27 protein-coding genes are annotated in these 24,198 nt (G+C 45.3%); 19 read left to right on the top strand and 8 right to left on the bottom strand.

Annotated features, from left to right (window positions below):
• Window positions 1-46: 46 nt before the first annotated feature.
• Together KNP88_RS03580 and KNP88_RS03575 are read left to right on the top strand one after the other, a co-directional pair.
• On the top strand, window positions 47-1,711 hold the full coding sequence (locus KNP88_RS03580; protein WP_214892313.1) for a putative polysaccharide biosynthesis protein: 1,665 nt from the start codon (window positions 47-49) through the stop codon (window positions 1,709-1,711).
• Window positions 1,698-2,417, top strand: coding sequence for a pseudouridine synthase (locus tag KNP88_RS03575; protein WP_029331204.1), 720 nt, complete (start codon window positions 1,698-1,700; stop codon window positions 2,415-2,417). Before KNP88_RS03580 ends, KNP88_RS03575 begins: the two co-directional genes overlap by 14 nt.
• A gap of 74 nt (window positions 2,418-2,491) precedes the next feature.
• Here the strand turns inward: KNP88_RS03575 and KNP88_RS03570 are convergent, their stop codons facing one another.
• Together KNP88_RS03570 and KNP88_RS03565 are read right to left on the bottom strand one after the other, a co-directional pair.
• Entirely contained in the window at window positions 2,492-3,124 is a 633-nt protein-coding gene (locus tag KNP88_RS03570) for an SDR family oxidoreductase (RefSeq protein WP_088837650.1), read from the bottom strand.
• A gap of 110 nt (window positions 3,125-3,234) precedes the next feature.
• Complete coding sequence (locus tag KNP88_RS03565; RefSeq protein ID WP_029331202.1) at window positions 3,235-3,453, bottom strand: DeoR family transcriptional regulator; 219 nt, start codon at window positions 3,451-3,453, stop codon at window positions 3,235-3,237.
• 307 nt (window positions 3,454-3,760) lie between these two features.
• Between KNP88_RS03565 and pepV the strand changes: the two genes are divergently transcribed.
• The 6 genes from pepV to KNP88_RS03535 all read left to right on the top strand — a co-directional run bounded on the left by pepV (window position 3,761) and on the right by KNP88_RS03535 (window position 10,824).
• Window positions 3,761-5,158 (top strand): dipeptidase PepV, encoded by a 1,398-nt coding sequence (gene pepV / locus KNP88_RS03560; RefSeq protein WP_088837649.1) that lies wholly within the window; start codon window positions 3,761-3,763, stop codon window positions 5,156-5,158.
• A gap of 64 nt (window positions 5,159-5,222) precedes the next feature.
• On the top strand, window positions 5,223-6,368 hold the full coding sequence (locus tag KNP88_RS03555; protein ID WP_214892311.1) for an MFS transporter: 1,146 nt from the start codon (window positions 5,223-5,225) through the stop codon (window positions 6,366-6,368).
• A 5-nt stretch (window positions 6,369-6,373) separates the two neighbouring features.
• Entirely contained in the window at window positions 6,374-6,889 is a 516-nt protein-coding gene (gene thpR / locus KNP88_RS03550) for an RNA 2',3'-cyclic phosphodiesterase (protein ID WP_214892309.1), read from the top strand.
• Between the two features lie 9 nt (window positions 6,890-6,898).
• The gene (locus KNP88_RS03545; protein WP_214802052.1) at window positions 6,899-7,765 is read left to right on the top strand and encodes a hypothetical protein; all 867 of its coding nucleotides are present in this window, start codon (window positions 6,899-6,901) and stop codon (window positions 7,763-7,765) included.
• Window positions 7,766-7,803: 38 nt separating this feature from the next.
• A complete protein-coding gene (gene pulA / locus KNP88_RS03540) occupies window positions 7,804-9,972 on the top strand; it encodes a type I pullulanase (RefSeq protein ID WP_251137121.1) in 2,169 nt (722 codons plus the stop codon).
• Between the two features lie 51 nt (window positions 9,973-10,023).
• The gene (locus KNP88_RS03535; protein ID WP_214892818.1) at window positions 10,024-10,824 is read left to right on the top strand and encodes a phosphotransferase family protein; all 801 of its coding nucleotides are present in this window, start codon (window positions 10,024-10,026) and stop codon (window positions 10,822-10,824) included.
• 204 nt (window positions 10,825-11,028) lie between these two features.
• On the opposite strand, the gene budA is transcribed toward KNP88_RS03535, so the two are convergent.
• The 3 genes from budA to cydS form a co-directional block, all read right to left on the bottom strand.
• Window positions 11,029-11,742 carry an acetolactate decarboxylase gene (gene budA / locus KNP88_RS03530; protein ID WP_214892307.1) on the bottom strand — a complete coding sequence of 238 codons (714 nt, stop codon included), beginning with the start codon at window positions 11,740-11,742 and terminating at the stop codon, window positions 11,029-11,031.
• Window positions 11,743-11,757: 15 nt separating this feature from the next.
• Window positions 11,758-13,452, bottom strand: coding sequence for an acetolactate synthase AlsS (alsS, locus tag KNP88_RS03525; RefSeq protein ID WP_214892305.1), 1,695 nt, complete (start codon window positions 13,450-13,452; stop codon window positions 11,758-11,760).
• A 164-nt stretch (window positions 13,453-13,616) separates the two neighbouring features.
• Window positions 13,617-13,718 (bottom strand): cytochrome bd oxidase small subunit CydS family protein, encoded by a 102-nt coding sequence (cydS, locus tag KNP88_RS15860; RefSeq protein WP_371816015.1) that lies wholly within the window; start codon window positions 13,716-13,718, stop codon window positions 13,617-13,619.
• A 175-nt stretch (window positions 13,719-13,893) separates the two neighbouring features.
• On the opposite strand from cydS, the gene trmB reads away from it, so the two are divergent.
• Both trmB and KNP88_RS03515 read left to right on the top strand, forming a co-directional pair.
• Entirely contained in the window at window positions 13,894-14,535 is a 642-nt protein-coding gene (gene trmB / locus KNP88_RS03520) for a tRNA (guanosine(46)-N7)-methyltransferase TrmB (RefSeq protein WP_214892303.1), read from the top strand.
• A 116-nt stretch (window positions 14,536-14,651) separates the two neighbouring features.
• A complete protein-coding gene (locus tag KNP88_RS03515; protein WP_029331192.1) occupies window positions 14,652-15,167 on the top strand; it encodes a hypothetical protein in 516 nt (171 codons plus the stop codon).
• A 71-nt stretch (window positions 15,168-15,238) separates the two neighbouring features.
• On the opposite strand, the gene KNP88_RS03510 is transcribed toward KNP88_RS03515, so the two are convergent.
• The gene (locus KNP88_RS03510) at window positions 15,239-15,595 is read right to left on the bottom strand and encodes a DUF1304 domain-containing protein (protein ID WP_029331191.1); all 357 of its coding nucleotides are present in this window, start codon (window positions 15,593-15,595) and stop codon (window positions 15,239-15,241) included.
• A gap of 57 nt (window positions 15,596-15,652) precedes the next feature.
• A complete protein-coding gene (locus KNP88_RS03505) occupies window positions 15,653-15,955 on the bottom strand; it encodes a PepSY domain-containing protein (protein ID WP_029331190.1) in 303 nt (100 codons plus the stop codon).
• 123 nt (window positions 15,956-16,078) lie between these two features.
• Here KNP88_RS03505 and KNP88_RS03500 point away from each other — a divergent pair, with 123 nt between their 5' ends.
• The gene (locus KNP88_RS03500; protein WP_088837642.1) at window positions 16,079-17,149 is read left to right on the top strand and encodes a M42 family metallopeptidase; all 1,071 of its coding nucleotides are present in this window, start codon (window positions 16,079-16,081) and stop codon (window positions 17,147-17,149) included.
• Between the two features lie 147 nt (window positions 17,150-17,296).
• Window positions 17,297-18,310, top strand: a complete 1,014-nt coding sequence (locus KNP88_RS03495; RefSeq protein ID WP_214804333.1) for a PTS sugar transporter subunit IIC — start codon at window positions 17,297-17,299, stop codon at window positions 18,308-18,310.
• 163 nt (window positions 18,311-18,473) lie between these two features.
• On the opposite strand, the gene KNP88_RS03490 is transcribed toward KNP88_RS03495, so the two are convergent.
• The gene (locus KNP88_RS03490) at window positions 18,474-18,764 is read right to left on the bottom strand and encodes a hypothetical protein (protein ID WP_029331187.1); all 291 of its coding nucleotides are present in this window, start codon (window positions 18,762-18,764) and stop codon (window positions 18,474-18,476) included.
• Window positions 18,765-18,890: 126 nt separating this feature from the next.
• Here KNP88_RS03490 and KNP88_RS03485 point away from each other — a divergent pair, with 126 nt between their 5' ends.
• The 7 genes from KNP88_RS03485 to KNP88_RS03455 all read left to right on the top strand — a co-directional run bounded on the left by KNP88_RS03485 (window position 18,891) and on the right by KNP88_RS03455 (window position 24,153).
• Window positions 18,891-19,199: a thioredoxin family protein gene (locus KNP88_RS03485; protein ID WP_029331186.1), complete on the top strand. Its 309-nt coding sequence runs from the start codon at window positions 18,891-18,893 to the stop codon at window positions 19,197-19,199.
• Between the two features lie 55 nt (window positions 19,200-19,254).
• Window positions 19,255-20,052 (top strand): DUF1444 domain-containing protein, encoded by a 798-nt coding sequence (locus KNP88_RS03480; protein ID WP_214892300.1) that lies wholly within the window; start codon window positions 19,255-19,257, stop codon window positions 20,050-20,052.
• 53 nt (window positions 20,053-20,105) lie between these two features.
• Window positions 20,106-20,714, top strand: a complete 609-nt coding sequence (gene ytpR, locus KNP88_RS03475) for a YtpR family tRNA-binding protein (RefSeq protein WP_214892298.1) — start codon at window positions 20,106-20,108, stop codon at window positions 20,712-20,714.
• 37 nt (window positions 20,715-20,751) lie between these two features.
• Window positions 20,752-21,543 carry a hypothetical protein gene (locus tag KNP88_RS03470; protein ID WP_214892296.1) on the top strand — a complete coding sequence of 264 codons (792 nt, stop codon included), beginning with the start codon at window positions 20,752-20,754 and terminating at the stop codon, window positions 21,541-21,543.
• Window positions 21,544-21,621: 78 nt separating this feature from the next.
• Window positions 21,622-22,917 (top strand): UDP-N-acetylmuramate--L-alanine ligase, encoded by a 1,296-nt coding sequence (gene murC / locus KNP88_RS03465; RefSeq protein ID WP_214892293.1) that lies wholly within the window; start codon window positions 21,622-21,624, stop codon window positions 22,915-22,917.
• A 165-nt stretch (window positions 22,918-23,082) separates the two neighbouring features.
• Window positions 23,083-23,598: a DUF5698 domain-containing protein gene (locus tag KNP88_RS03460; protein WP_088837636.1), complete on the top strand. Its 516-nt coding sequence runs from the start codon at window positions 23,083-23,085 to the stop codon at window positions 23,596-23,598.
• A 114-nt stretch (window positions 23,599-23,712) separates the two neighbouring features.
• Complete coding sequence (locus tag KNP88_RS03455; protein ID WP_214892290.1) at window positions 23,713-24,153, top strand: Dps family protein; 441 nt, start codon at window positions 23,713-23,715, stop codon at window positions 24,151-24,153.
• Window positions 24,154-24,198: the final 45 nt, after the last annotated feature.

The raw sequence follows: 24,198 nt of genomic DNA, 5'->3' as shown, positions 1-24,198 counted from the left end.
TTCTCGTCTAATTTTAATAAAAAAAGAAAGCGTGAGGGAAGTTATCATGGCCACTGTTAACAAAAAGCAATCGACTTCATCCAGCAACTCGGGATTCGTTCGTGGAACGATGCTCTTGTCTGGAGCATCACTTATTTCACGAGCCCTTGGTCTGATTTACCTGTTTCCTTTTCAGTTTATGGTCGGTGCGACCGGCATCATGTTTTATACGTATGCGTATAACTACTATGCAATCATGATTGGGCTGGCGACAGCGGGTATTCCAGTCGCCGTCTCTAAATTCGTCGCTAAATATAATGCACTTGGCGAATACGATACGAGTGAACGTCTGTATCGTTCTGGATTAAAGATTATGTCTTTGACCGGTATCGTTTCGTTCATCGCCTTATTCTTACTTGCCCCCTATCTTGCACATCGGGCAATTCCTGGCGGTGACGTCAATTCGGCTTCTTACATCGATGCCGTGACGATGACGATTCGCGGGGTCAGCTTCGCGTTATTACTCATCCCACCGATGAGCATGACGCGCGGATATTTTCAAGGTCACCAATCGATGGGACCCACAGCAATTTCGCAAATTCTTGAACAAATCGTTCGAATTGTTTTTTTACTGGCAGGTGTTAGCATTGCGATTTATATCTTCGATGCGGATGCAGCATGGGCCGCAACGATTGCGACCTTCAGTGCATTCATTGGAGCAATCGGCAGTGTGGCAATCCTCGTTTACTATTTCCGGAAGCGTGCTCCCGGATTACAAGAATTACGTGACAGTCAAACGGTTCAATCACCGGAACGGCCGTTAACAGATCTCTACAAAGAACTTTTGACATATGCGATTCCGATCGTCATGGTCGGGTTATCGACGCCACTTTATCAAGTCATCGATCAAAATACGATGAACGCAGCCTTACAAAGTATCGGGTATACACTTGAGGCAGCGGGTAACGCGACAGCGTATTTAATTGCCGACAGTCATAAAATCGTCTTGATTCCTGTTTCGGTCGCAACCGGATTGTCGTTGTCGGCAACGCCGTTGTTGACAGCATCATTCACGCAAGGCAACATGAAAAAAGTTAAAAAACAAATTTCACAAATTTATCAATTGGCATTTTTCGTCACGATTCCAGCCGTCGTCGGGATGATTTTATTGAGTCAAGAGACATTCCATGTCCTCTTCCCGAAAGACCAGGAGGCATGGGTGTATCTTTTAAGTTATGCTCCAAGTGCGCTGTTCCTAGCGCTTTACTCTGTAACAGCGGCCGTCTTACAAGGAATCAATCGCCAATACTTTACAATCATTGCGACACTTGCCGGACTACTGACAAAGTATCTGTTGAACGCACCGTTGATTCATTTGACGGGAGACGGAACGGGTGCCGGGTATGCAACGATTCTCGGGTACCTCGTCGCGACTGGGTTAATGTTCTTCCGCATCACTCAAACGGTCGATTTTCCGTTTAGTAGTGTCTTGCGCCGGACATCGTTAATCATGATCATCAGTGCCATCATGGGCATCGGTGTTGCACTCGTGAAATGGGGAATGGTTGCATTCTTGCCAGAAACGACACTTGCGTCGCTCGCGATTTTAATCGTCGGTGCGGGACTTGGCATCGTGATTTTTGCCGGATTAGCCATTTGGACGGGACTGGCAGAAGCAGTATTAGGAAGAAAATTTTCAATGAAACGAGGACGTGGCAATGCGGCTAGATAAATTGTTATCCAATATGGGGGCAGGCTCCCGTAAAGAAGTCAAACAACTCTTAAAATCCGGTGCGATTCAAGTAGATGGTGAGATTGTACTCGACCCGAAACAGCATGTCGATGTCGAGACACAAGATATTCTCATGTATGGTGAACCTGTCGTTTACCAAAAGTATATCTACTTGATGATGAACAAACCGCCTGGTGTAATCAGTGCGACGGAAGACAAGCGGGACCAAACAGTGATTGAGTTATTGTTCGAGGACGTGACGTACTTCAAACCGTTCCCGGTCGGGCGACTGGATAAAGACACGGAAGGTTTATTACTGTTGACGAACGACGGTTCATTTAATCATGCGTTGATGTCACCGAAAAAACATGTTGCGAAAACGTACTATGCAGAAGTCATCGGTACGTTGACGGAAGAAGACGTGATTGAAGTACAAGAAGGTGTCACGTTGGAGGATGGATATAAAACGAAACCGGGGAAACTCGTGATCTTAGAGGCAACGGATGAGACATCGACTCTGGAACTGACGATTACAGAAGGCAAGTTCCATCAAGTCAAACGAATGATGCTGGCGTTAGGAAAAGAAGTGACGTATTTAAAACGTCTATCGATTGGTGAATTGCCGCTTGATTCGACACTCGAACCAGGTGAGTACCGTGAACTGACGCGTGGTGAGTTAGCGCTGTTCGACTGGACACCGGAATAAGTGTCATGTCAAAAAAACGCTCCTGCACTTGGCAGAAGCGTTTTTTATTTGGATTCCATCAATTGAAGAGCAGATTAAACGTTCCGGAGTGCTTCCGCGATTGGGAAAGGACCGCTTAATACTTCGAATTGACGTGATTGTGTTTTGTGGTCGACTAATGTCACGAGGAGTGTCGCGACATCGGCACGTGGGACTTTACGATCTTCGTACGATTCAAAGTGTTCTTTGATTTCGACTGTACCACTTGCATCTTCATCACTCAATGGACCAGGGCGGACGATTGTGTAATCAAGTCCACTCGCTCTTAAGTGTTCGTCGGCAGCGGCTTTTGATTCGAGGTAAACTTTTAGTTCGCCACGCGGATTATCCGTACCGACAGAGCTGAGCATGATGAAGCGCTCAATTCCATTCGCTTTTGATGCATCGATGACTTTGATGGCTCCATCTTTATCGACAGCGCGAGTCAATTCGTCCGATGCTCCACCGGCACCTGCTGCGAAAATCGTAACGTCAGCATCTTTAACGACATTCGACATGTCTTCTGTTAAATCACCGATTCGTACTTCAGATGCACCAAGAGCGATTAAATCGTTTATTTGATTTTCTTCTCGGACCACAGCAATCGCTTGATGTTGTCCTTGTTTTGCAATCAATTCAACCATTTTTCGACCTGTTGTTCCGTTTGCTCCAATAATAATGATATTCATTCAAATCATCTCCTTCTCTAGACTAGGTATACCCGTCTGCTAAAAATAAAAACAAAAAAAGACGCGAAGGATTCGCGTCGTAAAAGAAAAATAGTGTTGAAACTGCTTGATTAACCGGCTTGGCGTTGCTTTTTACTTGATGTCCAAGTACCGCGTCTTGGGCTCACAATGAGATTGTTGTATTCGAGCACATTCAAATCCCGTTGAACGGTCCTTGATGTGATGCCAAACTCTTCAACCAACTCTGCTGTCGTAGTAGCTCCGTTCTCGTTGATAAAGAGATAGATCGACTTAATTCGGGTCAACATACGGTCTGTAGAATCTTTCATTGGTATAACCACTCCCCCAATGGATAGAATAGTGTTCTAAAACTTCGGGTGACAATAGACGGTGATATATCAAGTTGTTTCGTCTTTAGTATAACTCTTTCAGTATAGAATGCAAGTAATTTAACCGAACGTTATTGAAAAAAACATACAAATTGAACATTGAATAACGAATGTAATCGTTTTATTATTTTTTAATGTTCGTCTTAATAAGAGAAATGGAAGAATTAAGATTTTGGATGTTCGTAATTGCCGAACATTCGCTATACTAAAAAGGTGAACGTATTAACGGATAAGGGAGAGGTGTCATATGGTAAATTGGAAAGAAGAAGTTTTAACGCGACGCGAAGCACTTTTGACAGACTTAAAAGAGTTGTTACGCATACCGAGTATACTTGATGAAACAACGATTCAAGAAGGGGCGCCGTTTGGTCTAGAAGTCAAACGTGCACTTGATTGGATGTTAGCGACTGGGGAGCGCGATGGGTTCAAAACAAAAAATGTCGACGGTTATGCAGGGCACCTTGAATATGGTGAAGGTGAAGAGCTGCTCGGGATTCTTTGCCACCTCGACGTTGTTCCTGCTGGAGGGGACAGCTGGACGTATGGACCGTTTAATCCGACGCTAGCGGACGGAAAACTATATGCACGTGGTGCGATTGATGATAAAGGACCGACGATTGCGGCATACTATGCGTTAAAAATCGTCAAAGAGTTAGGGTTACCGTTATCGAAACGGATTCGTTTAATTGCTGGTGGAGATGAAGAGAGCGAATGGCGTTGTGTCAATCACTACTTCAAGCATGAAGAGATGCCGACGATTGGATTTGCACCAGACGCTGATTTTCCAATCATCAATGCTGAAAAAGGATTATATGATGGCCTTTTGATCCAAGGGAAACCAGCACAAACTGCAGACACAGGTTATCATCTCGTAACGTTCGTAGGTGGAGAACGTCCGAACATGGTACCGGGTCATGCGACAGCGACGGTCCATGTAGCTGAACACGGATCGATTGAATCTTCATTCCATGCCTACCTGGAAGAGCAAGGGTTGACAGGGACAGTGAAGCAAACGGCAGAAGGTCTTGTCTTTGACGTCTTCGGAGTAGCAGCGCATGCGATGGAGCCGGATAATGGTAAAAACGCGGCATTACACCTTGCTCGTTTCTTAAGTACGCTTCACCTCGACTACAATGGACGGCGTTACATCGAACTCGTCATGCATATGTTCCGTGATTCACGAGGTGTTGCATTGGGTGTCGCGGCATCAGATGAAACGGGGGATTTAACGATCAATGGTGGTGTCTTCCGCTATGAAGAGGGACAAGGAACGGCGTCACTCAATATTCGTTATCCGCACAGCGCTGATTTCACGGAGCGTCTACAGTTGATCAAGGAAGCGGCTTCGGCCTATGGTTTCGACCTTCAGACGCGGACGCACATGCCACCGCACCATGTTGATCCAGAACATGAATTGATTCAGACGCTCAGTGCTGTCTATGAACGTCACACGAATCAAAAAGCGGACTTGATTGCAATTGGTGGAGGCACGTACGCGCGTTCGTTAACAGCAGGTGTTGCATTCGGTCCAGTTTTCCCGGGTGGTCCGGAAGTTGCGCACCAAGTCGATGAATACGTTGATTTTGAAGAGTTATTGTTAGCTGTCGCGATTTATGCAGAAGCGATTTATGAACTAGCCAAATAATATGGACATGAATCCCCCGGCACATCGATGACGGGGGATTGATTCTTGAAAGGAAGTACACCGCGTGATCAATCGTCAAAAATATCACTTTCAGGCACTCTACTTTTTTATCTTCTTCGGGCAAGGTGCACTCATTCCGTACTTAACGCTTTATTTTTCGAATGATGCGTTTCAATTATCTGGTTCAGAAATCGGGACGATTGTTGCGATCGGTCCGATTTTATCGATTTTGTTGCAACCACTATGGGGACTTGCGGCTGATCGTTTTGGTCGACCGAAACGTCTGTTGCTCGTTGCGCTCCTCGCAGCAGCAGGATTTACTGTCAGTTATTTACTGACATCGGTCTACATCCTGCTCTTATTGATTGCATGTTTATGGGCCTTATTCCAATGTGCACATATTCCGTTAGTCGATACACTCGCCATTGAATTTTCGAAGCGGAAATCAGTCGATTATGGCGCACTTCGTTTATTCGGTTCAGCTGGTTTTGCGCTTGCTGTCTTCGTACTTGGGCAGGTGACAGAAGGGGGGACACTCGGAGCGATTTTTTATGCAAGTGGAGCAGCGCTGATTTTAGCGTTCTTAGTATTGATTGGTATCGAAGCAGCTCCAGTCCAGTTGACGGTCAGTGAACGGATGCCCGTTTCACGACTATTTTCAAATAAACGCTTCCTGTTATTTTTAGCAGGTGGAAGTCTCGTCTTTGGTCCGATTTTTGCGAACAACTATTATTTCGGAAGTTATGTTACGATTCGAGGCGAATCGACGGCACTCGTCGGGACCTTATTTTTTGTAGCTGTCCTCTGCGAAATTCCGTTCATGCGAATTGCGACACGTGTCTTAATGCGATTTGGCGCGATTCCTGTCCTCGCGTGTGTCTCAATTTTATCTGCTGTTCGGACGGGATTGCTTGCTTTAGAACCACCGGTCTTCTCGTTATGGATCCTTGCGGCACTACAAGGGATGATTGTTGGATTACTGATTCCCGTTGCGCTGGACTATGTGCGTTCGCTTGTCCCATCATCAATGGTAGCTACGGCTGTCAGTACATATATGGCTACTACGACGGGACTTGCGACCGCGATTTTCAATTTAATGAGTGGCGTTGTCCTCGAACAATGGACAATTTATAGTGTCTTTTGGGTATATACAAGTAGTAGCTTGCTTGGGGCAGTGCTCTATCTGATAAGTGGAAGAATCAAGGAGTGATTAAATTGGACCGACATTATTTTATCGCGATTCCTGTACCGCTCCTCGAGTTGAAGCAATTATCTGAAACGGTTAATCTTGGTCATTACTATCAACAGGTCTACGGCCAGGAAGACTTTCATCTGACATTACATTTCTTAGGTGGATTGACGGAGCGCGAATTGAATGAGTGGCAATGTCGTCTTAAAGAAATTGCAGCTACTGTTCAGCCGTTCACTTTGACTATCAATCATCTCGTTACGTTCGGTAATGAGGACCGTCCACGTGTTTTCGCTGCGGGGGTGGAAGAGACGACTTCTTTATTACAACTCGCGAATCAACTGGCTCCGGAACGACATAAACCGTTCGTTCCTCATATCACACTTGCGAAACGCTGGAATGCAGACTGTGAAGAACTATTGCCAGACATGACGCTACAAGCGAAAATTAATGTCACGGAACTTATTTTATATGAAATCCATCCAGCTGATCGTCCGAGATATCGAATCAATACCTTAGCTAGATGCGGGAAAGAACAGTGAGGTGATCTCATGGCGTTATTGATGAAGTTATATGATTTAGAGAGTAAGTATGAGAAGAACCCGCTCGAAGTCTCAAAACGCTACAAAGAGCAACGGCAGTTAGACTACGAGAATCTATTCCATAAGTGGGAAGCTGGAGACTTGTTTCCGGGCGAGACGATCGTCCGTCCTAAGAAATGGTGGCAGTTTTTCAAATCTCCTGTCGTCGTCCAGTTACCAGGGAAACAGATCTCAAAGCCAGCGTTTGATAAATGGTATAAAAAACGAGTCGAGATTCAAAAGTTGCTCTATGTAGCGGGCGGGGCAACTGAAGATGAGATATGGAAATTGCCGCTTCGGCGACACCTCGACTTTTATCAGATGGTCCATCTGTTAAATGATCAATACGGTTTGTTTTATCGTGCTGTCATTCATTATCAACAAGGAGAAGTCGAGTTAAGTTCCTTTGTCGTCGGCCCATCCGCGATTTATTTACTCGATTGGTTGGATGGAGAAGAGAGCATCTATCATATTAAACGAGAGAAATTATGGCGTGAGCAGCCATTTAAGGCACCGACGAAAAACATTCTGAATCCGTTGATCAGTTTGAAACGGACAGAAGATATTTTACGGCTTGTTTTAGGAAGTGAACTTGAACTACCAATCGAACGAGTCGTCATTGCGTCGAAAGGTTATTTTGATCAACTGCCGAAAGAGTCGAAAACTACTTATGTAAGTAAAGTCGATTTTGCACACTGGTTACACAAAATGAATACATCCGCCCCCTATACAAAAGCTTTTCAAATGCGAGTTTGTGAAAAGATACTAAAAGAAACGTCATCGATCACATTTCAAATGGCGGTCAATGATCAAGAGAATGAACGGATTCAGACGTGAGGAGGGAGCGGCAAAAATTTTGATGTTGTCGCGCACATATGACGAAAATGAAAAGTAGCGAACTAGCGCTGATGCACCCACAATTAATTTCAGCGGAATTTTTGACGTTTCAAACGATTTTGGTCGAATCGAAACAGTCATTCACTAAAGAAGACGTGCAGTTAGTTTCAAATCAGGCAATCATCGATTATGCTGTCATTTCGCAACAACAAGACGGAGGAGTCGCACGTCTCATTTTGGAAGTAGAGGGAGCGATTGAGTTAGAGAGTGTGTATGAATTAGTGAGTGCGACACAAGGACGGATTCGAATCTTTCCGGGGCGTGTTGTTCAAACATCGTTGTTTGATCGTAAATATAGTTACGAAGGACCGCTTGGCGTCATGATGGATGATGGGGTGTTATCGCTTTTTGTCTGGTCACCGATTGCGGAACGTATCGAGTGTGTCATCTACGATACAACAGAAACAGTTCTGAAAACGAGCGAGATGAAACGGGGTGATCGTGGTGTTTACCAAATTACGTTAGCTCGCGAATATGAACACGCCCGATACCGTTATCGCGTGACGACGCACTTAGGGACGACCGAAGTCGTCGATCCATATGCAAAAGCAGTGACGGCGAACGGACGGTTCGGTGTCCTGTCAGATGTCGATCAAGAAATCAGGCAGCGATTTCCGAAGCGGAAAAAACGTCCGATTCTTGTGAAACCGACGGATACAGTAATTTATGAAGCGCATATCCGGGACTTCACGATTGATGCGACATCAGGATCGACGCACCCGGGACAATACCTGGGTGTGTCCGAGCGGGGGACGCGTTCTCCGGCTGAGAAGACGACAGGACTCGATTATTTGCTTGACTTGGGCGTAACACACGTTCAACTTCTACCGGTACATTTGTTCGGTTCGACGGATGAAATTACACGCTCACCATACAATTGGGGATACGACCCCGTAAACTGGTTCGCACTGGCGGGTAGCTATGCGAGTGATGCGACAAATCCGCGGACGCGGATTTTCGAGTACGTCGAGATGATTGATCAGCTGCATGCTGCCGGTATCCGGGTCACGTTTGATGTCGTCATGAATCATGTCTATATTCGTGAGCAGGCTGCACTCGAACATCTTGTCCCTGGTTACTACTTCCGTTATGAACTCGACGGGACGCTGGCGAATGGAACGGGCGTCGGAAATGATACAGCATCAGAACGTTTTATGATGAAACGATTGATTGTTGACTGCGTGACCTATTTCGCGGAGGTACTCCAAATTGATGCCTTCCGATTTGATTTGATGGGAATTCACGACGTGGAGACGATGAACAGCCTTCGGACGGCGCTTGATGCGATTGATCCGACAATCCTCATCTACGGGGAAGGATGGGATCTTGCGACACCGTTAGCCGCACGGCGGAAAGCGATTAGCTCCTCTGCTGCACGGATGCCTGGGATTGGTCATTTTAATGATGTCTTTCGGGATGCACTGAAGGGATCAACGTTTAATGAACATGACCGTGGATTTGTGTCGGGCGATCTTTGGAAAGAAGGAGAGGTTCGAAACGGAATAGCCGGAAGTGTGACGCTTGAGAATCAAACGTACGGTCGTTTCCCAGAGCCGACCTACTCGATTAACTACGTCGAAGCACATGACAATCATACGCTGTTTGATAAATTGAGCCTTGCTAGACCGGATCTCGATGAAAACCAACTTCTACGAATGAGTCGTCTTGCACAAACGATTGTGATTTTAGCAGAGGGAATTCCATTTCTTCATGCCGGGCAAGAATTTGGTCGGACGAAACAAGGTGTCGAAAACAGTTATAATGCACCCGATGCCATTAATCGATTGGATTGGACATTGCGGGATCGTCATTTTGAGATGGTCGACTATATTAAAAATATCTTACAGATTAGACGGATGCACGGTGGTTTCCGCTTGCACCGGGCGAATCAGATTCAAGAATCGCTTCATTTTTTACCGATGCGACCGGGTGTCATCGCTTACGAAGTGGATGCGATTCACTCTTATGATGCCTGGCAGCGAACACTCGTCGTGCATAATGTGACGGATGAAACAATCGAGATTGCGCTCGATCACCCGATGTGGAATCTTCATGTTCAAGGTGATGAAGCATCCGTCACCCCAATCGAAAAAGGCGTCGCCAAGATTAAAGTGCTTCCGTTGTCAACGACGATTGCGACATGTTAAGATATTCATTGTGCCTTATGGCAAATCTATTAAAAAGTTGAGCGGATTATGATGGAATTAGATATTTTAGATGCGCTTGGCGAAGGCTGGACGCTTACGCCAGCAGGCGGCATTACAGGTGAAGCGTACGTCGCTTCGACTGGACAGTCAAAATTATTTTTGAAGCGGAACTCTTCTCCGTTCTTAGCCATTTTATCGGCGGATGGAATCGTTCCGAAGTTGCTTTGGACTAAACGAATTTACAGTGGGGATGTCATCAGTGCGCAACAATTCATTGAAGGAAACGAACTCGAACCGGAAATGATGGAGCGTCCAGAGGTGGCCCGATTACTAGGGAAAATACATGATTCAAAAGAGTTGTTGTTCATGTTACAACAACTTGATCAACGACCAATTGAACCAGATGAGCTATTGCGTCAATGCCGGCTCTATTTTCAACCGGCAGAACTACGTGAACCAAACTTGATTGAACAGGCAATTGGTTATTTAGAGACGCATTTAGCGCTTGTCCGAACGGATGAGCAAGTCGTTTGTCATTCAGATTTAAATCACAACAATTGGTTGACGGGGGCGGATGGTCATCTCTATTTAAATGATTGGGATGATGCGATCATCGCCGATCGTGCCTATGATTTAGGGATGATGCTCTATAGTTATGTTGACGAGGAATACTGGCCGGAATGGTTTGCGAGTTACGGTCATCCGTTGACCCTTGAATTAAAACAGCGCATGCATTGGTACGTGGTGGCGCAAGCGATTTTGTCGATTTACTGGTATGAAGATGCACAACATCCGGATGCGCCAGAAAGTTATGTTTTTCTCGCGCAGTTGCTCGAAAATGAAAATAACTAAAAAACCGCCAAAGTGCAATAAGCGCTTTGGCGGTTTTAGTTGAAGCGAAAAAATTAACCACAGATTGTAGACAAACTCTTATAAAGAGTGGACATGCTATATCGAGATGCAAACAATTCGCGTTGCCCTGTCTTGCCTCGCCCGAGGAAAGCAACGAAACGTGACACTTTATCTCCTGATAGAACTTTGTCTACAGCTTGAACATTAACCTTCTGCTATTTTTATTTCTTGTTCGATGTCATGACTTTCAAGATCTGCTTCTCGGTAAGCAGCTGTCGTCGGTAGACGTAAATCAAGGCGTGGTTTTTCTTCGAATGAGACGGTGACGTTCTTGACCGTGTAATCAAAGACGTGCCCGCCACCTTCGCGGGCTTGATCGATGAAGTGTAGATGGTATCCGGCGACGGCAATCCCGTGACCGAAGCGTGGTGTATAGTAGCCGGCAAGTGTCCCTTCCGTCTGTTTGAACGTCCGTGCACTTTGTGTCGCAACGGCTTCCGTGATTGGGACGAATGGTTGTTCTTGGCGCGCGACCGTCCGTGTCTTGACTTCCGTGAACTCTCCATCGATTCGCACGGCATAAAAGCTGTTGATTGTCGCGAGTTGCGTGCTTAGCCAATGCTCGAAGTCTTGTTTCGTCATTTCTTGATCGATTTGAATCGACTGTGTCGGAGTAAATCGAGTCAACGTACAAAACGGTGTCGTCGTTTCGGGGTCGAGCGGGCGGGCGCTCCCGTCAGAACGCAATTGATAAAAGGTATTATCAAAACCAATCATTTCTCCGTCGAGATGGTCGAAGGTTCCGATGCCGAAGTCGCGCCCGTCAAGAACGGACGCATAACTGACCTCGCTTTCGAAGACGCCGTCGAGTAACGCCATCATCGTCGAGATTTGAAGTAACGTATCATCGTTCGTCATCTGCTCATCTCCTTATCAGTTTAATTGATCCAAGTGTACTTCTTTTCCGAGCGCAGCATTATCGCTGTAATCGATCGGAACATCAATGATGACAGGTCCTTCTGTTTTCCAAGCTTCTTCCATGACAGCGACGAGTTCAGACGGATGATTGACGCGTAAGCCTTTTGCACCAAAACTTTCCGCATACTTCACAAGATCGACATCGCCGAATGATGTGCCTGATTTCCGTTTATATTTCATTTCTTGTTGGAACGCGACCATATCAAAGCCGCTGTCACGCCAAACGAAATGGACGATTGGAGCATTCAAGCGGACGGCTGTCTCAAGTTCCATTGCAGAGAAAAGGAACCCGCCGTCACCTGAAATCGAGACGGCTTTTTTACCAGGACGAACGAGTGTCGCTGCGATGGCCCAAGGTAATGCAACACCAAGTGTCTGCATCCCGTTACTGAACAAGAGGTGACGCGGTTCGTATGAACGGAAGTGACGCGCCATCCAGATATAATGTGAACCGACATCAACCGTTACGGTAACGTCATCTGCAATCTGTTCGCGTAATGTCTTCATGAAATAAAGTGGATGCGTCAATAGCGAGTCTTCGACGACCGGAGGGACGTCCCGCTCGACGAGCCGTTGTTGAAGACCATTCAAGAATGTATCCGTGCTTGTTGACAAGGCGAGTGGCTTCAGACGATCGGATAACGCATCAATCGTTTTCGCGACGTCACCGACAAGCTCGCGATCAGGACGATAGAAGTGATCAATTTCAGCCCGCATTTGGTCGATGTGAATTAATGTCCGTTCATTCGTTGGTTTGTTCCAAAACTTCGGATCGTAGCCGATCGGGTCATAACCAATGGATAAGACGAGGTCCGCTTCAGCGAGCAACGCGTCACCTGGTTGGTTGCGGAATAGACCGACACGACCATAAAAATTAGATTCTAAGTCACGTGACAAAGTCCCCGCAGCTTGGAACGTTTGGACGACGGGAATCGAAACACGGTTCAATAAAGTGCGAATCGCTTTGACGACGTCCGGTTGACTGGAACGCATACCGAGCAGGAGAACAGGGAGTTTCGCTTGTTCGATCAGTGTGGCCGTCTCTTCGACCCATTCTTCTGGAGCAATCCCGAGTTTTGGTGTCGGTACGGCTTTAAAGGACGTGACGTTTGATTCGTTCAAACCGACATCTTGCGGAATACTGACGAAAGCAGCACCGGACGTCGTTTCGGCAGTCCGGAAAGCATTCGAGAGGACTTCTGGGATATTATCCGCATCTTGAACTTCTGCGCTGAAGTTCGTGATTGGCGTAAAGAGTGCTTGGTTGTCCATCGATTGGTGCGTCCGTTTGAGTCGATCGGCACGTGGGACGGCACCGGCAATCGCGACGACCGGATCGCCTTCCGAGTTAGCTGTCACGAGACCTGTTGCGAGATTTGATGCGCCAGGACCAGACGTAACGAGGACGACCCCTGGTTTATCTGTCAAACGTCCGATTGCTTGGGCCATGAAAGCGGCATTTTGTTCGTGACGTGCGACGATTAATTCAGGACCACGATCTTGTAAGACGTTGAAAACAGAATCGATTTTTGCTCCGGGAATTCCGAAGATGTATTCGACCCCTTGCTCGATTAACGTATCAACGACCAAATCAGCTCCTGTTTTTTTCTGTACTAAATTTTCATTTTCGCTGTTTTCGTTTTTGTTCATTACAATTCTCCTTCGTTATCAACGTATTTTGTCGATTGATAGCTGTAATATAAAAACTGTTTCATCGAAATTATACATCTGTTTTAGTCAGAAACCAACCATAATCCTTTAGAAAGTAAAAAAGGCATCTTGTGACAGAACACAAGATGCCTACTGAATCGCGATTATTTAGCGTCAACTTTACCGAATGTCGCCCAAACGAAAAGAGCAGTCACGCCCATGACGAGAACGATCGGTGATGCCCACATGATTAAGAAATTTTCCAATGTCAAAACCTCCTTTAGGGATAGTCCGTATAGTAAGTGTAGTAGATTGCTCAGTAATTCTCAAGTGACGATCTGCTGAACATTCGACTCTGCTAAACGAATAACATCTTATATAATTACCCGAATCATGATAAACTTATCTGCGGATAATTTAAGAATTGAAAGGATGAACAATATGCGTTTACGCCACAAGCCTTGGGCGCTGGATTATATGAAAGAACAGGCATCGATCTATATCGCGGACCCGGCGACCTTAAAAGGAAACTGGTCAGAAGAATTTAAAAATGAACATCCACTATACATTGAGGTAGGTTCCGGAAAAGGAGCATTCATCACGGGTATGGCAAAGCAACACCCAAATATCAACTTCATCGCGATTGAATTATTTGAAAGTGTTGCGGTTGCAATCGTTCAAAAATTGGTCGAAGAGCCACTACCTAACGTCCGTGTCTTGACGGTCGATGCAAAAGACTTACGTGACTTCTTTGAAAAGGGAGAAGTCACTCGTGTCTACTTGAACTTCTCTGATCCGTGGCCGAAGTCGCGTCATGCGAAACGACGTCTCACATATAAGACGTTCCTCGCGACGTACGAAGACATTTTGCCGGAGCAAGGTCAGATTCACTTTAAGACGGATAACCGTAAACTATTTGAATCGAGCCTGATGACGATGTCAGCTTACGGTATGACATTCGACTGGATGTCGCTTGATCTACACGTCAATGAGCCGGAAGATAACGTCAGAACGGAGTACGAAGAACGTTTTTCAGCACTTGGTCAACCGATTTATCGGATGGAAGCAACGTACGGGAAATGATTTAGACAAAAAGTTTTCTTATTTTCCTGGTATTTCTTTCACACTTTTTTCTTATTAATTGGTACAATGTTGTTGACTGAAGAACTTGTACTTACAGGTAAAGGGGGAATTTGGGGATGTGGCAAAAAAGCTTAGCCTTCGTAACAGCACTCTTTCTCGCGCTGAGTATCGGTCAATCGGTATTCGCTGCGATTGATACGTCAGCAATGGAAAAGGCTCTCGACGAGGAATTAAAGAGTTCGCATTACGATTATAAAAAAGGTTCTGTAGAAATCGAGGACCCGAAAACATTCACTGGTGAAAAAGGTGAAGAAATCATCGGCGGAATCGCTGTCATCGAGACAGTCCGTGATGGCATCTTTATCACAATCAAACGTGAAATCCACTTCTATAACACGGAGAGTAAAGAGATGTTGACGAACGCAGATGCTGCGAAAGTAGATGGCGTCAAAGAATACATCGACAAAAACTCGAACAACTTACAGCAGAAAGTAGTCTACTGGTTACCGATGTTATTGATGATCTTGTTGATTGCCGTACCAGCAATTGTACTTTATGTCGTCGTACCACGTCTTTATTCGACAAGTGAATACATGAACCCGATCTACGAACGTAACGATAACCCACGTTAATCGTTGTCGGACAAAACGAAACACCCGCCTAAGAGGAAGTAAGATTCCGAAGAGGTGGGTGTTTTTTTAAACTAAAAAAATAATACGACGAGAAATGCCAAAATGGCAGGCAGTCCTTGTTTGTAGAGAATCGAGACATTTGCTGTCGCTGCACCGTACAGGGCGGCGATGATGACACAACTTAAGAAAAACAGTTGAATGACAGACGAATCAAGGACAAGACCGAAAATCAATCCGGCAGCAAGAAAACCATTGTATAATCCTTGATTGGCAAACAATGTTTTGATGCGTGGATCTGCTGCGATTTCCTTCGTCAGTCCAAACGTACGAAGCGCCGGTTTTGAAGATAAGAAAAACATTTCAAGAGCTAAAATATAGAAATGTTCAAGGGCAACAAGTAAAACAAGAATCGTTCCGAGTAGGTTCATGAAAGTTCGCTCCTTAAAAAAAGACCATACTTCGACTGACGAAGTATGGTCCCGATATTATGCGTATTCGAGTAAAGCGCCTGTTTCTGCATCAACTGTGAATTGATACGTTTTTTCATCGTCACCTTCAAGGACCGAGATGCCACCTTTGTAGCTTTGGTAGTCACGTGACTCATATGCGTACGCCTCTGGTGTTGCAGAGATCCATGCACCTTGGACACGTCCTTTTGCTGAAAATGTGCGTTTCGTGATTTCGAGAGCTTCCTCGGCAGATAGTTGTTTGTTGTCGACAGCCTTCTTAACTGCGAAAGTTGCAACGACAGCTGCTGCCAAACCGATAATCCAATAGCGTTTTTTCATTAAAATTTCCCCTCCTTACAGGTTTCTATACCTACTGTACCAAATAATTCGTCAAGATAGAAACAAAAGCTTAAGTGATTGAAGCATTTTTTTGTATAATAGAAAAATAGGAGGCGATACATAGTGAATGAAAAGACAAAAGATCTATTTAAAACATTGACGGAATTGAACGGGGCTCCGGGGTTTGAGCATGAAGTCAGACAGTTCGTCCGAGAGCGGATTACACCGGTGACGGATGAAATCGTTACAGATGGTATCGGATCGATTTTCGGTAAACGGACGGGTCAGGCCGATGGTCCGAAAGTGATGGTCGCAGGTCACATGGACGAAGTTGCCTTCATGGTCACACAAATCACGAAGAACGGGATGCTTCGGATTCAGCCGCTCGGTGGTTGGTGGAGTCAAGTTCTACTTGCACAACGCTTTTCGATTTGCGGCGATCATGGAATCATTCCGGGAATCATCGCATCGACACCGCCACATCTCTTAACAGAGGAAGTGCGGAATAAACCAATGGCGATCAAAGACATGTTTATCGATATCGGGGCGGATTCAAAAGAAGAAGCGGAATCGTTTGGCGTCCGACCAGGAATTCCGGCTGTTCCATTCTTCCCGTTCACACCGATGGCGAATCCGAAAAAAATCATGGCGAAAGCCTGGGACAATCGGTATGGGGTCGGTATGGCGATTGAGTTGCTTGAAGAGACGAAGGCAGCCGATCATCCGAATGTCTTATTCTCTGGTGCAACTGTCCAAGAAGAAGTAGGATTACGCGGAGCACAGACGGCGACGAACATGATTGATCCGGATGTCGCATTTGTTGTCGACGCTTCACCAGCGAACGATGCTTCGGGCGATAAAACGGAGTTTGGTCAACTTGGTCAAGGTCCTTTGTTACGCATCAAGGATAGCGTCATGATTCTATCGAAGGAAATGACGGATTATGTACTTGATACGGCAGAATCGAATCAGATTCCGTATCAGTATTATGTTGGAGCGGGCGGGACGGATGGCGGTGTCATTCATCGTTCGAACAATGGGATTCCGACGACGGTCGTTGGCTTACCGGCTCGCTATATCCATACGCATGCTTCAATCATGCATACGGATGACTACGATGCGGCGAAAGAGTTGTTGAAAAAACTCGTCACGCAATTGGATGCGACAACGCTCGCGACACTACAAGTGAAGTAAGCAATCCGGAAGGTGGATTTGTCTCTATGGACAAATTCACCTTCTTTTTCGCGAAACACATGTCTTGTCAGATGAAATAACATTTGTGTTTTCTTTTATGGGGAATTTGTTATAATAACGTTGATTTGACGAAAAGGACGTGGCGACTTGTTAAAAGATAAAGGAATATCATTAAGCCCTCGGATTTATTTCATTACAGTGCTCAGTTATATGGCGCTCGGTTTATTTAGCTCGTTGATTATGGGATTGATTCTGAAAACGATTGGCGACGGTTTGATGACACGTGGAGTCGATGCATCGATTCTCGTCACGATTGGGGATCAAGCGATTGCGTTGACCGGACCAGCGATTGGTGTTGCTGTCGCGTTCGCTTTAGAGGCACCGCCGTTGATTTTATTTTCAGCAGTCGTTGTCGGAGCGTTCGGTTATGAAGCAGGCGGACCTGCCGGGAGCTATATCGCGGCGTTGATTGCGACGGAGTCCGGAAAACTGTTTTCAAAAACGACGCGTCTCGATATTATCGTGACCCCTTTACTTACGTTAGTGATCGGCTTTTTCAGTGGGAAGTATATCGGTTCTTGGATTGGAACGTTGATGACGGATCTCGGGGAAGTCATTCGCTGGGGAACGGAACGCGAACCGCTGCTGATGGGGATTTTTGTTGCGACGGTCATGGGACTCGCATTGACAGCGCCCATTTCAAGTGCTGCTTTAGGCATCATGTTAGGACTGGATGGATTAGCCGCAGGGGCAGCGACGATCGGTTGTGCAGCCCAAATGATTGGATTTGGTGTCATCAGTTATCGTGATAACGGGATTGGTGGATTGATTGCACAAGGGGTCGGGACATCGATGCTTCAAGTCGGAAACATCATCCGTAATCCGTGGACGATCATTCCCCCGACGCTTGCCGGTGCGTTGTTGGCACCATTCGCGACAGTCTTGTTCAGTCTCGAAAGTAATCCGGCGGGTTCTGGAATGGGGACGAGCGGATTAGTTGGTCCATTGATGGTACTGAAGACAATGGGCTTCACGACAGAATATTATCTTGCTGTCGGCATCCTATGTTTCGTCGCTCCGGCAATCATCAGTTATCTAATTTACCGGGTACTGTACCGGTATGGACGTATTAAGGACGGCGATTTAAAAATCGACTATTGAATCTAAAAAAAGGGCTGACTCATAAGTCAAAAAAATAATCCTTGTGGCGGACGTTTCCGTCCTCCATCAATCAAATGGCCGATGATCCCACTTTTCACGGGATCGTCGGCCATTTCTAATTAATTGAGAGTCGTTCACGCTTTTAAGTCAGTCCCTTTTGTCATTATAAAGAAAAACCGAACGAACTCGAGTAGAAACTCGTCAGAAATACGTAGAGATAAATTAAATAGAGGGGGGTCAAGTAACGCATCCGGACGACTGGTAACTTTCGGGCGACACGTTTCCCGAGTGCTTCAAGGACAAGGATAATCGCAAACCCGATAACTAAGAATGCTAAAATCTCAGGTAATCCTCGTTCAGAATCGATAAAAGAGTAACCGTAGCGAAGGCAACTCGTCATTCCGACGAAGCCGACGAAACGTTCGAATGGATGTTTAATAGGTTGGTCCGTCATAGTGATTTCCTTTCAAGGCGTTTTCTAGTTGAAGTATAGCAAACAGAGCATGAAAACGCACAGAAACATTCGAATATGCTATGATGTACCCAATGAAATTAAGAAGTAATCGAAGGAGGAACTACGATGAAAAAACTTGACTCTCAACAACTATTTGAAACAGCGAAGCAAGGAAATGCTGTTTTTCTCTTTTCAGCAAATTGGTGCCCGGACTGCCGCTTTCTTGATCCGTTCATGCCAGAGATTGAAAGTAAGTTCAGTGAGTTTGAATTTTATTACGTCGACCGTGATGAACATATGGAAATTGCCCAGGAAATGGACATCTTCGGCATTCCGAGTTTCGTTGCCTATCGTGGAAACGAAGAAACAGGACGTTACGTCGGAAAAGAACGTAAAACACCTGAACAAGTGACCGAATTTTTAGAAACAGTCTGACACGAAAGCGAGCGCTGTCTCGCTTTTTTTCATTAAGAAAGGATGGAAATGACCCATGGAACTGCAACAAATTCGCCGCATGGTGACGGAAGCATTTGAAGAAGAACGTTATACGACGTACTTTGATCGTGAAAAATCGGTCCTTCGGATTGAACGAAAACAAGACCGGACGGGCGTTGACCTTGGATTAAACCCGCTCGTCGCAAAGGCAAAGCGGCGAGGTGTCATTGCTGTTGAAGAGACGATTGAGTACATCAAAGCGGTTCTGGAACAAACGGAGCCTGTCTCATTAGTCGGAAATGAACAAAAAGTATTACCAGTCATCCGAGCGAAGTCGTTCGCTGACGAAACGAAAGATGGCAAACGAATCATCAGTACGCCACATACGGGTGAAACAAAAATCATGTATGCTCTTGACTTAGGAGCGACCTACCGCCTAATTGATGAAGATTTAGTTGAACAGGCGGGGTGGACGACTGAACACTTGTCTGAAGCAGCACGCTTCAACTTGAAGTCGCTCGAAGCACCATTCAAGGTCGATGAAGTCGCAGGAAATGTCTTTTATTTCTTGAGTACAGGAGATGGCTATGAGGCTAGCCGCGTCCTCAACAAACAATTGTTAGCAGATTATGCAGACAAAGTGACAGGCGAATTTTCGATTGGGATTCCTCATCAGGACGTCTTAATTTTTGCGGATATCCGAAATGACGCGGGCTATGATGTCTTCCAACAGCTAATGTTTGACTTCTTCACAAATGGACGTGTACCGGTTACGGCACTCCCGTTCCTATATGAAGACGGAAATCTTGAACCGGTCTTCGTCCTTGCGAAAAACAAGCATCCGAAACCTTGAATAATCTGATACAATAAGCATTGTGAGAAAGTCTGAAGGGAGTCATGGATTGAATGAATGTGTTTTATAATAAAGAAGGTGTCGGTGACGTCTTGATGGTCATCTTATCAGATGCACCACGAGCGGAAGTTACGGCTGAACGTGCAGGTGCTGTCGCGACGATTTTCCATCATGAGCGCGTGATTGGATACAATATCTTTGAAGCGTCACAGCAATTTGAATTGAATGCAGTCGGACCAGTTGAACTGACACCCGAACTCGTCAAAAAAATTCAAACCGTTTTAGCGGACAACGGCGTAACGTTTGTAATCGATGACATCGATTACTCACCAAAATTCGTTGTTGGATACGTTAGCTCTTGTGAAAAACATCCGGATGCGGATAAACTATCGATTTGCCAAGTCGAGGTGGACGGAGACACACTTCAAATTGTATGTGGCGCGCCGAACGTCGCAGAAGGACAAAAAGTTGTCGTTGCTAAACCAGGGGCGGTCATGCCATCCGGTTTAATCATTCGACCTTCTGCACTTCGAGGTATACCGTCAAGCGGGATGCTGTGTTCTGCCCGTGAACTCGCATTACCAGACGCACCACAAGAAAAAGGAATTCTTGTATTAGAGGATTCAGCGCATACTGGAGAGGCATTCTTAATCGGCCGTTGATTCGGCCGATTTTTTAACAAGATGGAGGGGTGAAGGAATGAGCAATCGTTACGAACAGTCATTGAAGGAACAAGCGGCACGGATTCGACGGGAATTAGCGGGCGAAAAAGAGACGACTCCAGTCGAACGACCGAAAAAAGAAGAGCGAGAAGATCGCTTCGTGTTGACGGATGTTCCATCGCCTATTTACGGATTCCAACGGCCTAAAAAGCAACGGTCGATCCAAGAAGATGTAACTTCGATTGAATCGGAAATGGACGTTTCAAGTGAATCAGAAGAGGGAAAAACCGATGAGGCGCTTGAGAACATGACAGATGAAACAATTGAAGCGTCAGGGATCGAGACGATGGAACAGACGGACTTAACCGAAGTAGACGCAGGTCTTGTTCCAGTGACGGATTCTGAACTACTCAACCCTGACCCATCAATCGAGTCATCAACTGAAGCATTTGCTGTAGAATCTTTTGATTCAGCTCTAACGGAACAAGAGCCAGTTGAAGAAGAACTAGTCACTGAATTAAAACAACAAGATGAATCATTAGAAGTGACATCTTTTAGTGAAGACACGGTACCACTTCCCGTCGAAAACGGAGATGAGATTTCTTCGGAAAACATCGTCGAACATGTCCTTGAGACGGAAACCGTTCAAGAACAACATGTCTTCACGGAAAAGCATGCTGAAGAAGCGACTGAAGAAAAAACACAAGTACAGTCAAGTGCAGTCAAGAAACCTGTTGGACCGCCTGTCAACGTTGTGATGACAACTAAAGACTTAATGGCGATGTATCGTGCACGACGTGAACAAAATAATTTACATGGTAAAAAATAAGTCGGTTTGCTATAATGGTACAGGTTTTGTACCCAAGCCCGATGGTACGAACCGGAACGTGAATTGGAGGGCTTTTATATGACAAAATATCATTTTGTTGGGATTAAAGGGACTGGAATGAGTGCACTTGCCCAAGTATTACATGAGATGAACCATCAAGTACAAGGTTCTGATATCGAAAAACACATCTTTACTGAGGACGCTTTACGGGCGAAAGGTATTCCGTTTTTCCCGTTCAACGCCGACAACATCAAAGAAGATCAAATCATCATTCAAGGAAATGCGTTTGGTGATGAACATCCAGAAATCGCGCGGGCAAATGAACTTGGTTTAACAATTTATCATTACTACGATTTTTTAGGTCACCTAGCAGACGAATATCGTTCAGTCGCAATCACAGGGTCACATGGTAAAACATCGACGACAGGTCTGTTGTCACATGTCTTAAGCGGAATCACGCCAACCGCATTTTTGATTGGTGATGGTACAGGTGCAGGTGTCGAAGAGGCAAAAGCATTTGTGTTTGAAGCATGTGAATACAAACGTCACTTTTTATACTACAAGCCAGATTATGCAATCATGACGAACATCGATTTTGATCACTCGGATTATTTTACAGGCATTGATGACGTTGTTTCAGCATTCCAGGAGATGGCGATGCAAGTCAAGCAAGCCATCATTGCGTGTGGAGACGATGAACATCTTCAAAACATTCAAGCGAATGTGCCTGTATTGTATTATGGTTTTGGACAAAACAATGATTTCCGGGCAGAGAATGTCAAGTCGACGCCAGACGGAACATCATTCGATGTTTATTTACGGGACGACTTTTACGGTACGTTCCTGATTCCAGGGTTCGGTCAACACCATGTCTTGAATGCCTTATCGGTCATCGCGATCTGTCAATATGAAGGATTGAATAAAGAGGACGTCGCAGCACGTCTGTCTTCATTCGGAGGAGTTAAGCGTCGCTTTAGTGAAACGAATTTCGGATCACAAGTTTTAGTCGATGATTATGCACACCATCCGAAAGAAATCAGTGCAACGATCGAATCGGCACGTAAAAAATATCCGGACCGGGAAGTCATCGCGATTTTCCAACCGCATACGTACACGCGCCTAAAGTCCTTCATGGATGATTTTGCGACATCACTTCGGGAAGCGGACGCTACGTATCTCTGTGAGATTTTCGGATCGGCGCGAGAGCAAGAAGGGCAAGTTCGGATTGAGGATCTCCAAGAGAAGATTCCGAACGCTGACATCTTGACGCGAGATAATGTTTCGATTTTGAGTAAACATGACAATGCTGTTCTATTGTTCATGGGTGCGGGGGATATCCAAACGTACCAACAGCAGTATGAAGGAACAAAATAAAATGTTTCATCAGTAAAAGGCATGGGTGCATTCAGGCATCCATGCCTTTTTTGTCGGTTTCGTGAAGTTAAGAAAAGATGACGTACGCCGAACCATTTTTTTATTGCATCTTGAATTGAATTTTGGAATAGTGGGGGTATGTTAATTTAGGAAGGAATCAATCACATGGGACAAATTTTCTTGATTTTATTATTGCAGCTCATTTACGTGCCTGTCCTGACACTCCGGACAATCATGCTCGTCAAAGGGCGGACTGTCATCGCCGGTGTCTTCGGGACGGTCGAAACGTTAATCTATATCTTTGCTTTAGGCGTCGTGTTCCGTGACTTGACGACGCTCGGAATGGTCGTCTACGCACTCGGATTCGGGCTCGGTATTTTAATTGGTGGCTTCGTCGAAAGAAAACTTGCGATTGGCTACAACATGATTCAAGTCCATACACAAGAATTTCCGGCTGAACTGATTCAAGTCATCCGCGATAACGGATTTGGTGTCACCCATTACCAAGGACAAGGACGAGACGGTGTCCGGTACCGGCTCGATGTACTTGCTGCACGGACGCGGATGAAAGTATTGCGTGGTTTAGTCGAAGAATATGAGCCAAAAGCATTCCTCGTTGCTTTCGATTCGGTCGACTTCAAAGGGGGATACATGCTGAAGGGGTTAAAACGTCAAAAGTAATGAAAACTTTTGAAGAACATCACGGGATTCTCCACAAAAAGATGTTTACTCTATGTTATTTAAGGATAAAGATGATATAGAACAAATTACAATTCGTGAGAGGGGTAATCGAAGATGATTAGTAATCACGCAAAAACAGCACTAAACCAACAAGTTGCAAACTATGGTGTTTTATTCGTAAAACTCCATAATTATCATTGGTACATTAAAGGACCAGAATTTTTGACGTTACACGTTAAACTAGAGGAATTGTACACGTGGGTATCTGAGCAATATGATGTTGTCGCAGAACGACTGTTGATGAACAATGGAAATCCTTCAGCGACAATGAAAGAATATTTGGAGAAGACGACGCTTGAAGAAGCAAAATCTGGCTTATCTGCCGATCAGATGGTTGAATCCGTCATCAGCGACTTCCAACAAGTACGTAAAGAAATGCTTGAAGCGATTGAACATTTAGAGGCGCAAGACGTGACGGTCGAAGATGATTTACTGGCTCAAGCAAAAGAAATCGAAAAACAAATTTGGATGTTGCGTGCGACACTAAAAAAATAAGTGAACAAAAACGGATGACTGCATCCTTAGAGGATTCGGCCATCC

The organism is Exiguobacterium sp. H66 (assembly GCF_018618705.1).
GTDB lineage: Bacteria > Bacillota > Bacilli > Exiguobacteriales > Exiguobacteriaceae > Exiguobacterium_A > Exiguobacterium_A oxidotolerans.
This window is presented reverse-complemented; position numbering and strand designations above follow the sequence as displayed.

Excerpts from the sequence above, each read along its gene's own strand:
- KNP88_RS03580 (WP_214892313.1), top strand. The coding sequence starts at position 47 with ATGGCCACTGTTAACAAAAAGCAATCGACTTCATCCAGCAACTCGGGA.
- KNP88_RS03575 (WP_029331204.1), top strand. The coding sequence starts at position 1,698 with ATGCGGCTAGATAAATTGTTATCCAATATGGGGGCAGGCTCCCGTAAA.
- KNP88_RS03570 (WP_088837650.1), bottom strand. The coding sequence starts at position 3,124 with ATGAATATCATTATTATTGGAGCAAACGGAACAACAGGTCGAAAAATG.
- KNP88_RS03565 (WP_029331202.1), bottom strand. The coding sequence starts at position 3,453 with ATGAAAGATTCTACAGACCGTATGTTGACCCGAATTAAGTCGATCTAT.
- pepV (WP_088837649.1), top strand. The coding sequence starts at position 3,761 with ATGGTAAATTGGAAAGAAGAAGTTTTAACGCGACGCGAAGCACTTTTG.
- KNP88_RS03545 (WP_214802052.1), top strand. The coding sequence starts at position 6,899 with ATGGCGTTATTGATGAAGTTATATGATTTAGAGAGTAAGTATGAGAAG.
- pulA (WP_251137121.1), top strand. The coding sequence starts at position 7,804 with ATGACGAAAATGAAAAGTAGCGAACTAGCGCTGATGCACCCACAATTA.
- KNP88_RS03535 (WP_214892818.1), top strand. The coding sequence starts at position 10,024 with ATGGAATTAGATATTTTAGATGCGCTTGGCGAAGGCTGGACGCTTACG.
- budA (WP_214892307.1), bottom strand. The coding sequence starts at position 11,742 with ATGACGAACGATGATACGTTACTTCAAATCTCGACGATGATGGCGTTA.
- alsS (WP_214892305.1), bottom strand. The coding sequence starts at position 13,452 with ATGAACAAAAACGAAAACAGCGAAAATGAAAATTTAGTACAGAAAAAA.
- trmB (WP_214892303.1), top strand. The coding sequence starts at position 13,894 with ATGCGTTTACGCCACAAGCCTTGGGCGCTGGATTATATGAAAGAACAG.
- KNP88_RS03515 (WP_029331192.1), top strand. The coding sequence starts at position 14,652 with ATGTGGCAAAAAAGCTTAGCCTTCGTAACAGCACTCTTTCTCGCGCTG.
- KNP88_RS03510 (WP_029331191.1), bottom strand. The coding sequence starts at position 15,595 with ATGAACCTACTCGGAACGATTCTTGTTTTACTTGTTGCCCTTGAACAT.
- KNP88_RS03505 (WP_029331190.1), bottom strand. The coding sequence starts at position 15,955 with ATGAAAAAACGCTATTGGATTATCGGTTTGGCAGCAGCTGTCGTTGCA.
- KNP88_RS03490 (WP_029331187.1), bottom strand. The coding sequence starts at position 18,764 with ATGACGGACCAACCTATTAAACATCCATTCGAACGTTTCGTCGGCTTC.
- KNP88_RS03485 (WP_029331186.1), top strand. The coding sequence starts at position 18,891 with ATGAAAAAACTTGACTCTCAACAACTATTTGAAACAGCGAAGCAAGGA.
- KNP88_RS03480 (WP_214892300.1), top strand. The coding sequence starts at position 19,255 with ATGGAACTGCAACAAATTCGCCGCATGGTGACGGAAGCATTTGAAGAA.
- ytpR (WP_214892298.1), top strand. The coding sequence starts at position 20,106 with ATGAATGTGTTTTATAATAAAGAAGGTGTCGGTGACGTCTTGATGGTC.
- KNP88_RS03470 (WP_214892296.1), top strand. The coding sequence starts at position 20,752 with ATGAGCAATCGTTACGAACAGTCATTGAAGGAACAAGCGGCACGGATT.
- murC (WP_214892293.1), top strand. The coding sequence starts at position 21,622 with ATGACAAAATATCATTTTGTTGGGATTAAAGGGACTGGAATGAGTGCA.
- KNP88_RS03460 (WP_088837636.1), top strand. The coding sequence starts at position 23,083 with ATGGGACAAATTTTCTTGATTTTATTATTGCAGCTCATTTACGTGCCT.
- KNP88_RS03455 (WP_214892290.1), top strand. The coding sequence starts at position 23,713 with ATGATTAGTAATCACGCAAAAACAGCACTAAACCAACAAGTTGCAAAC.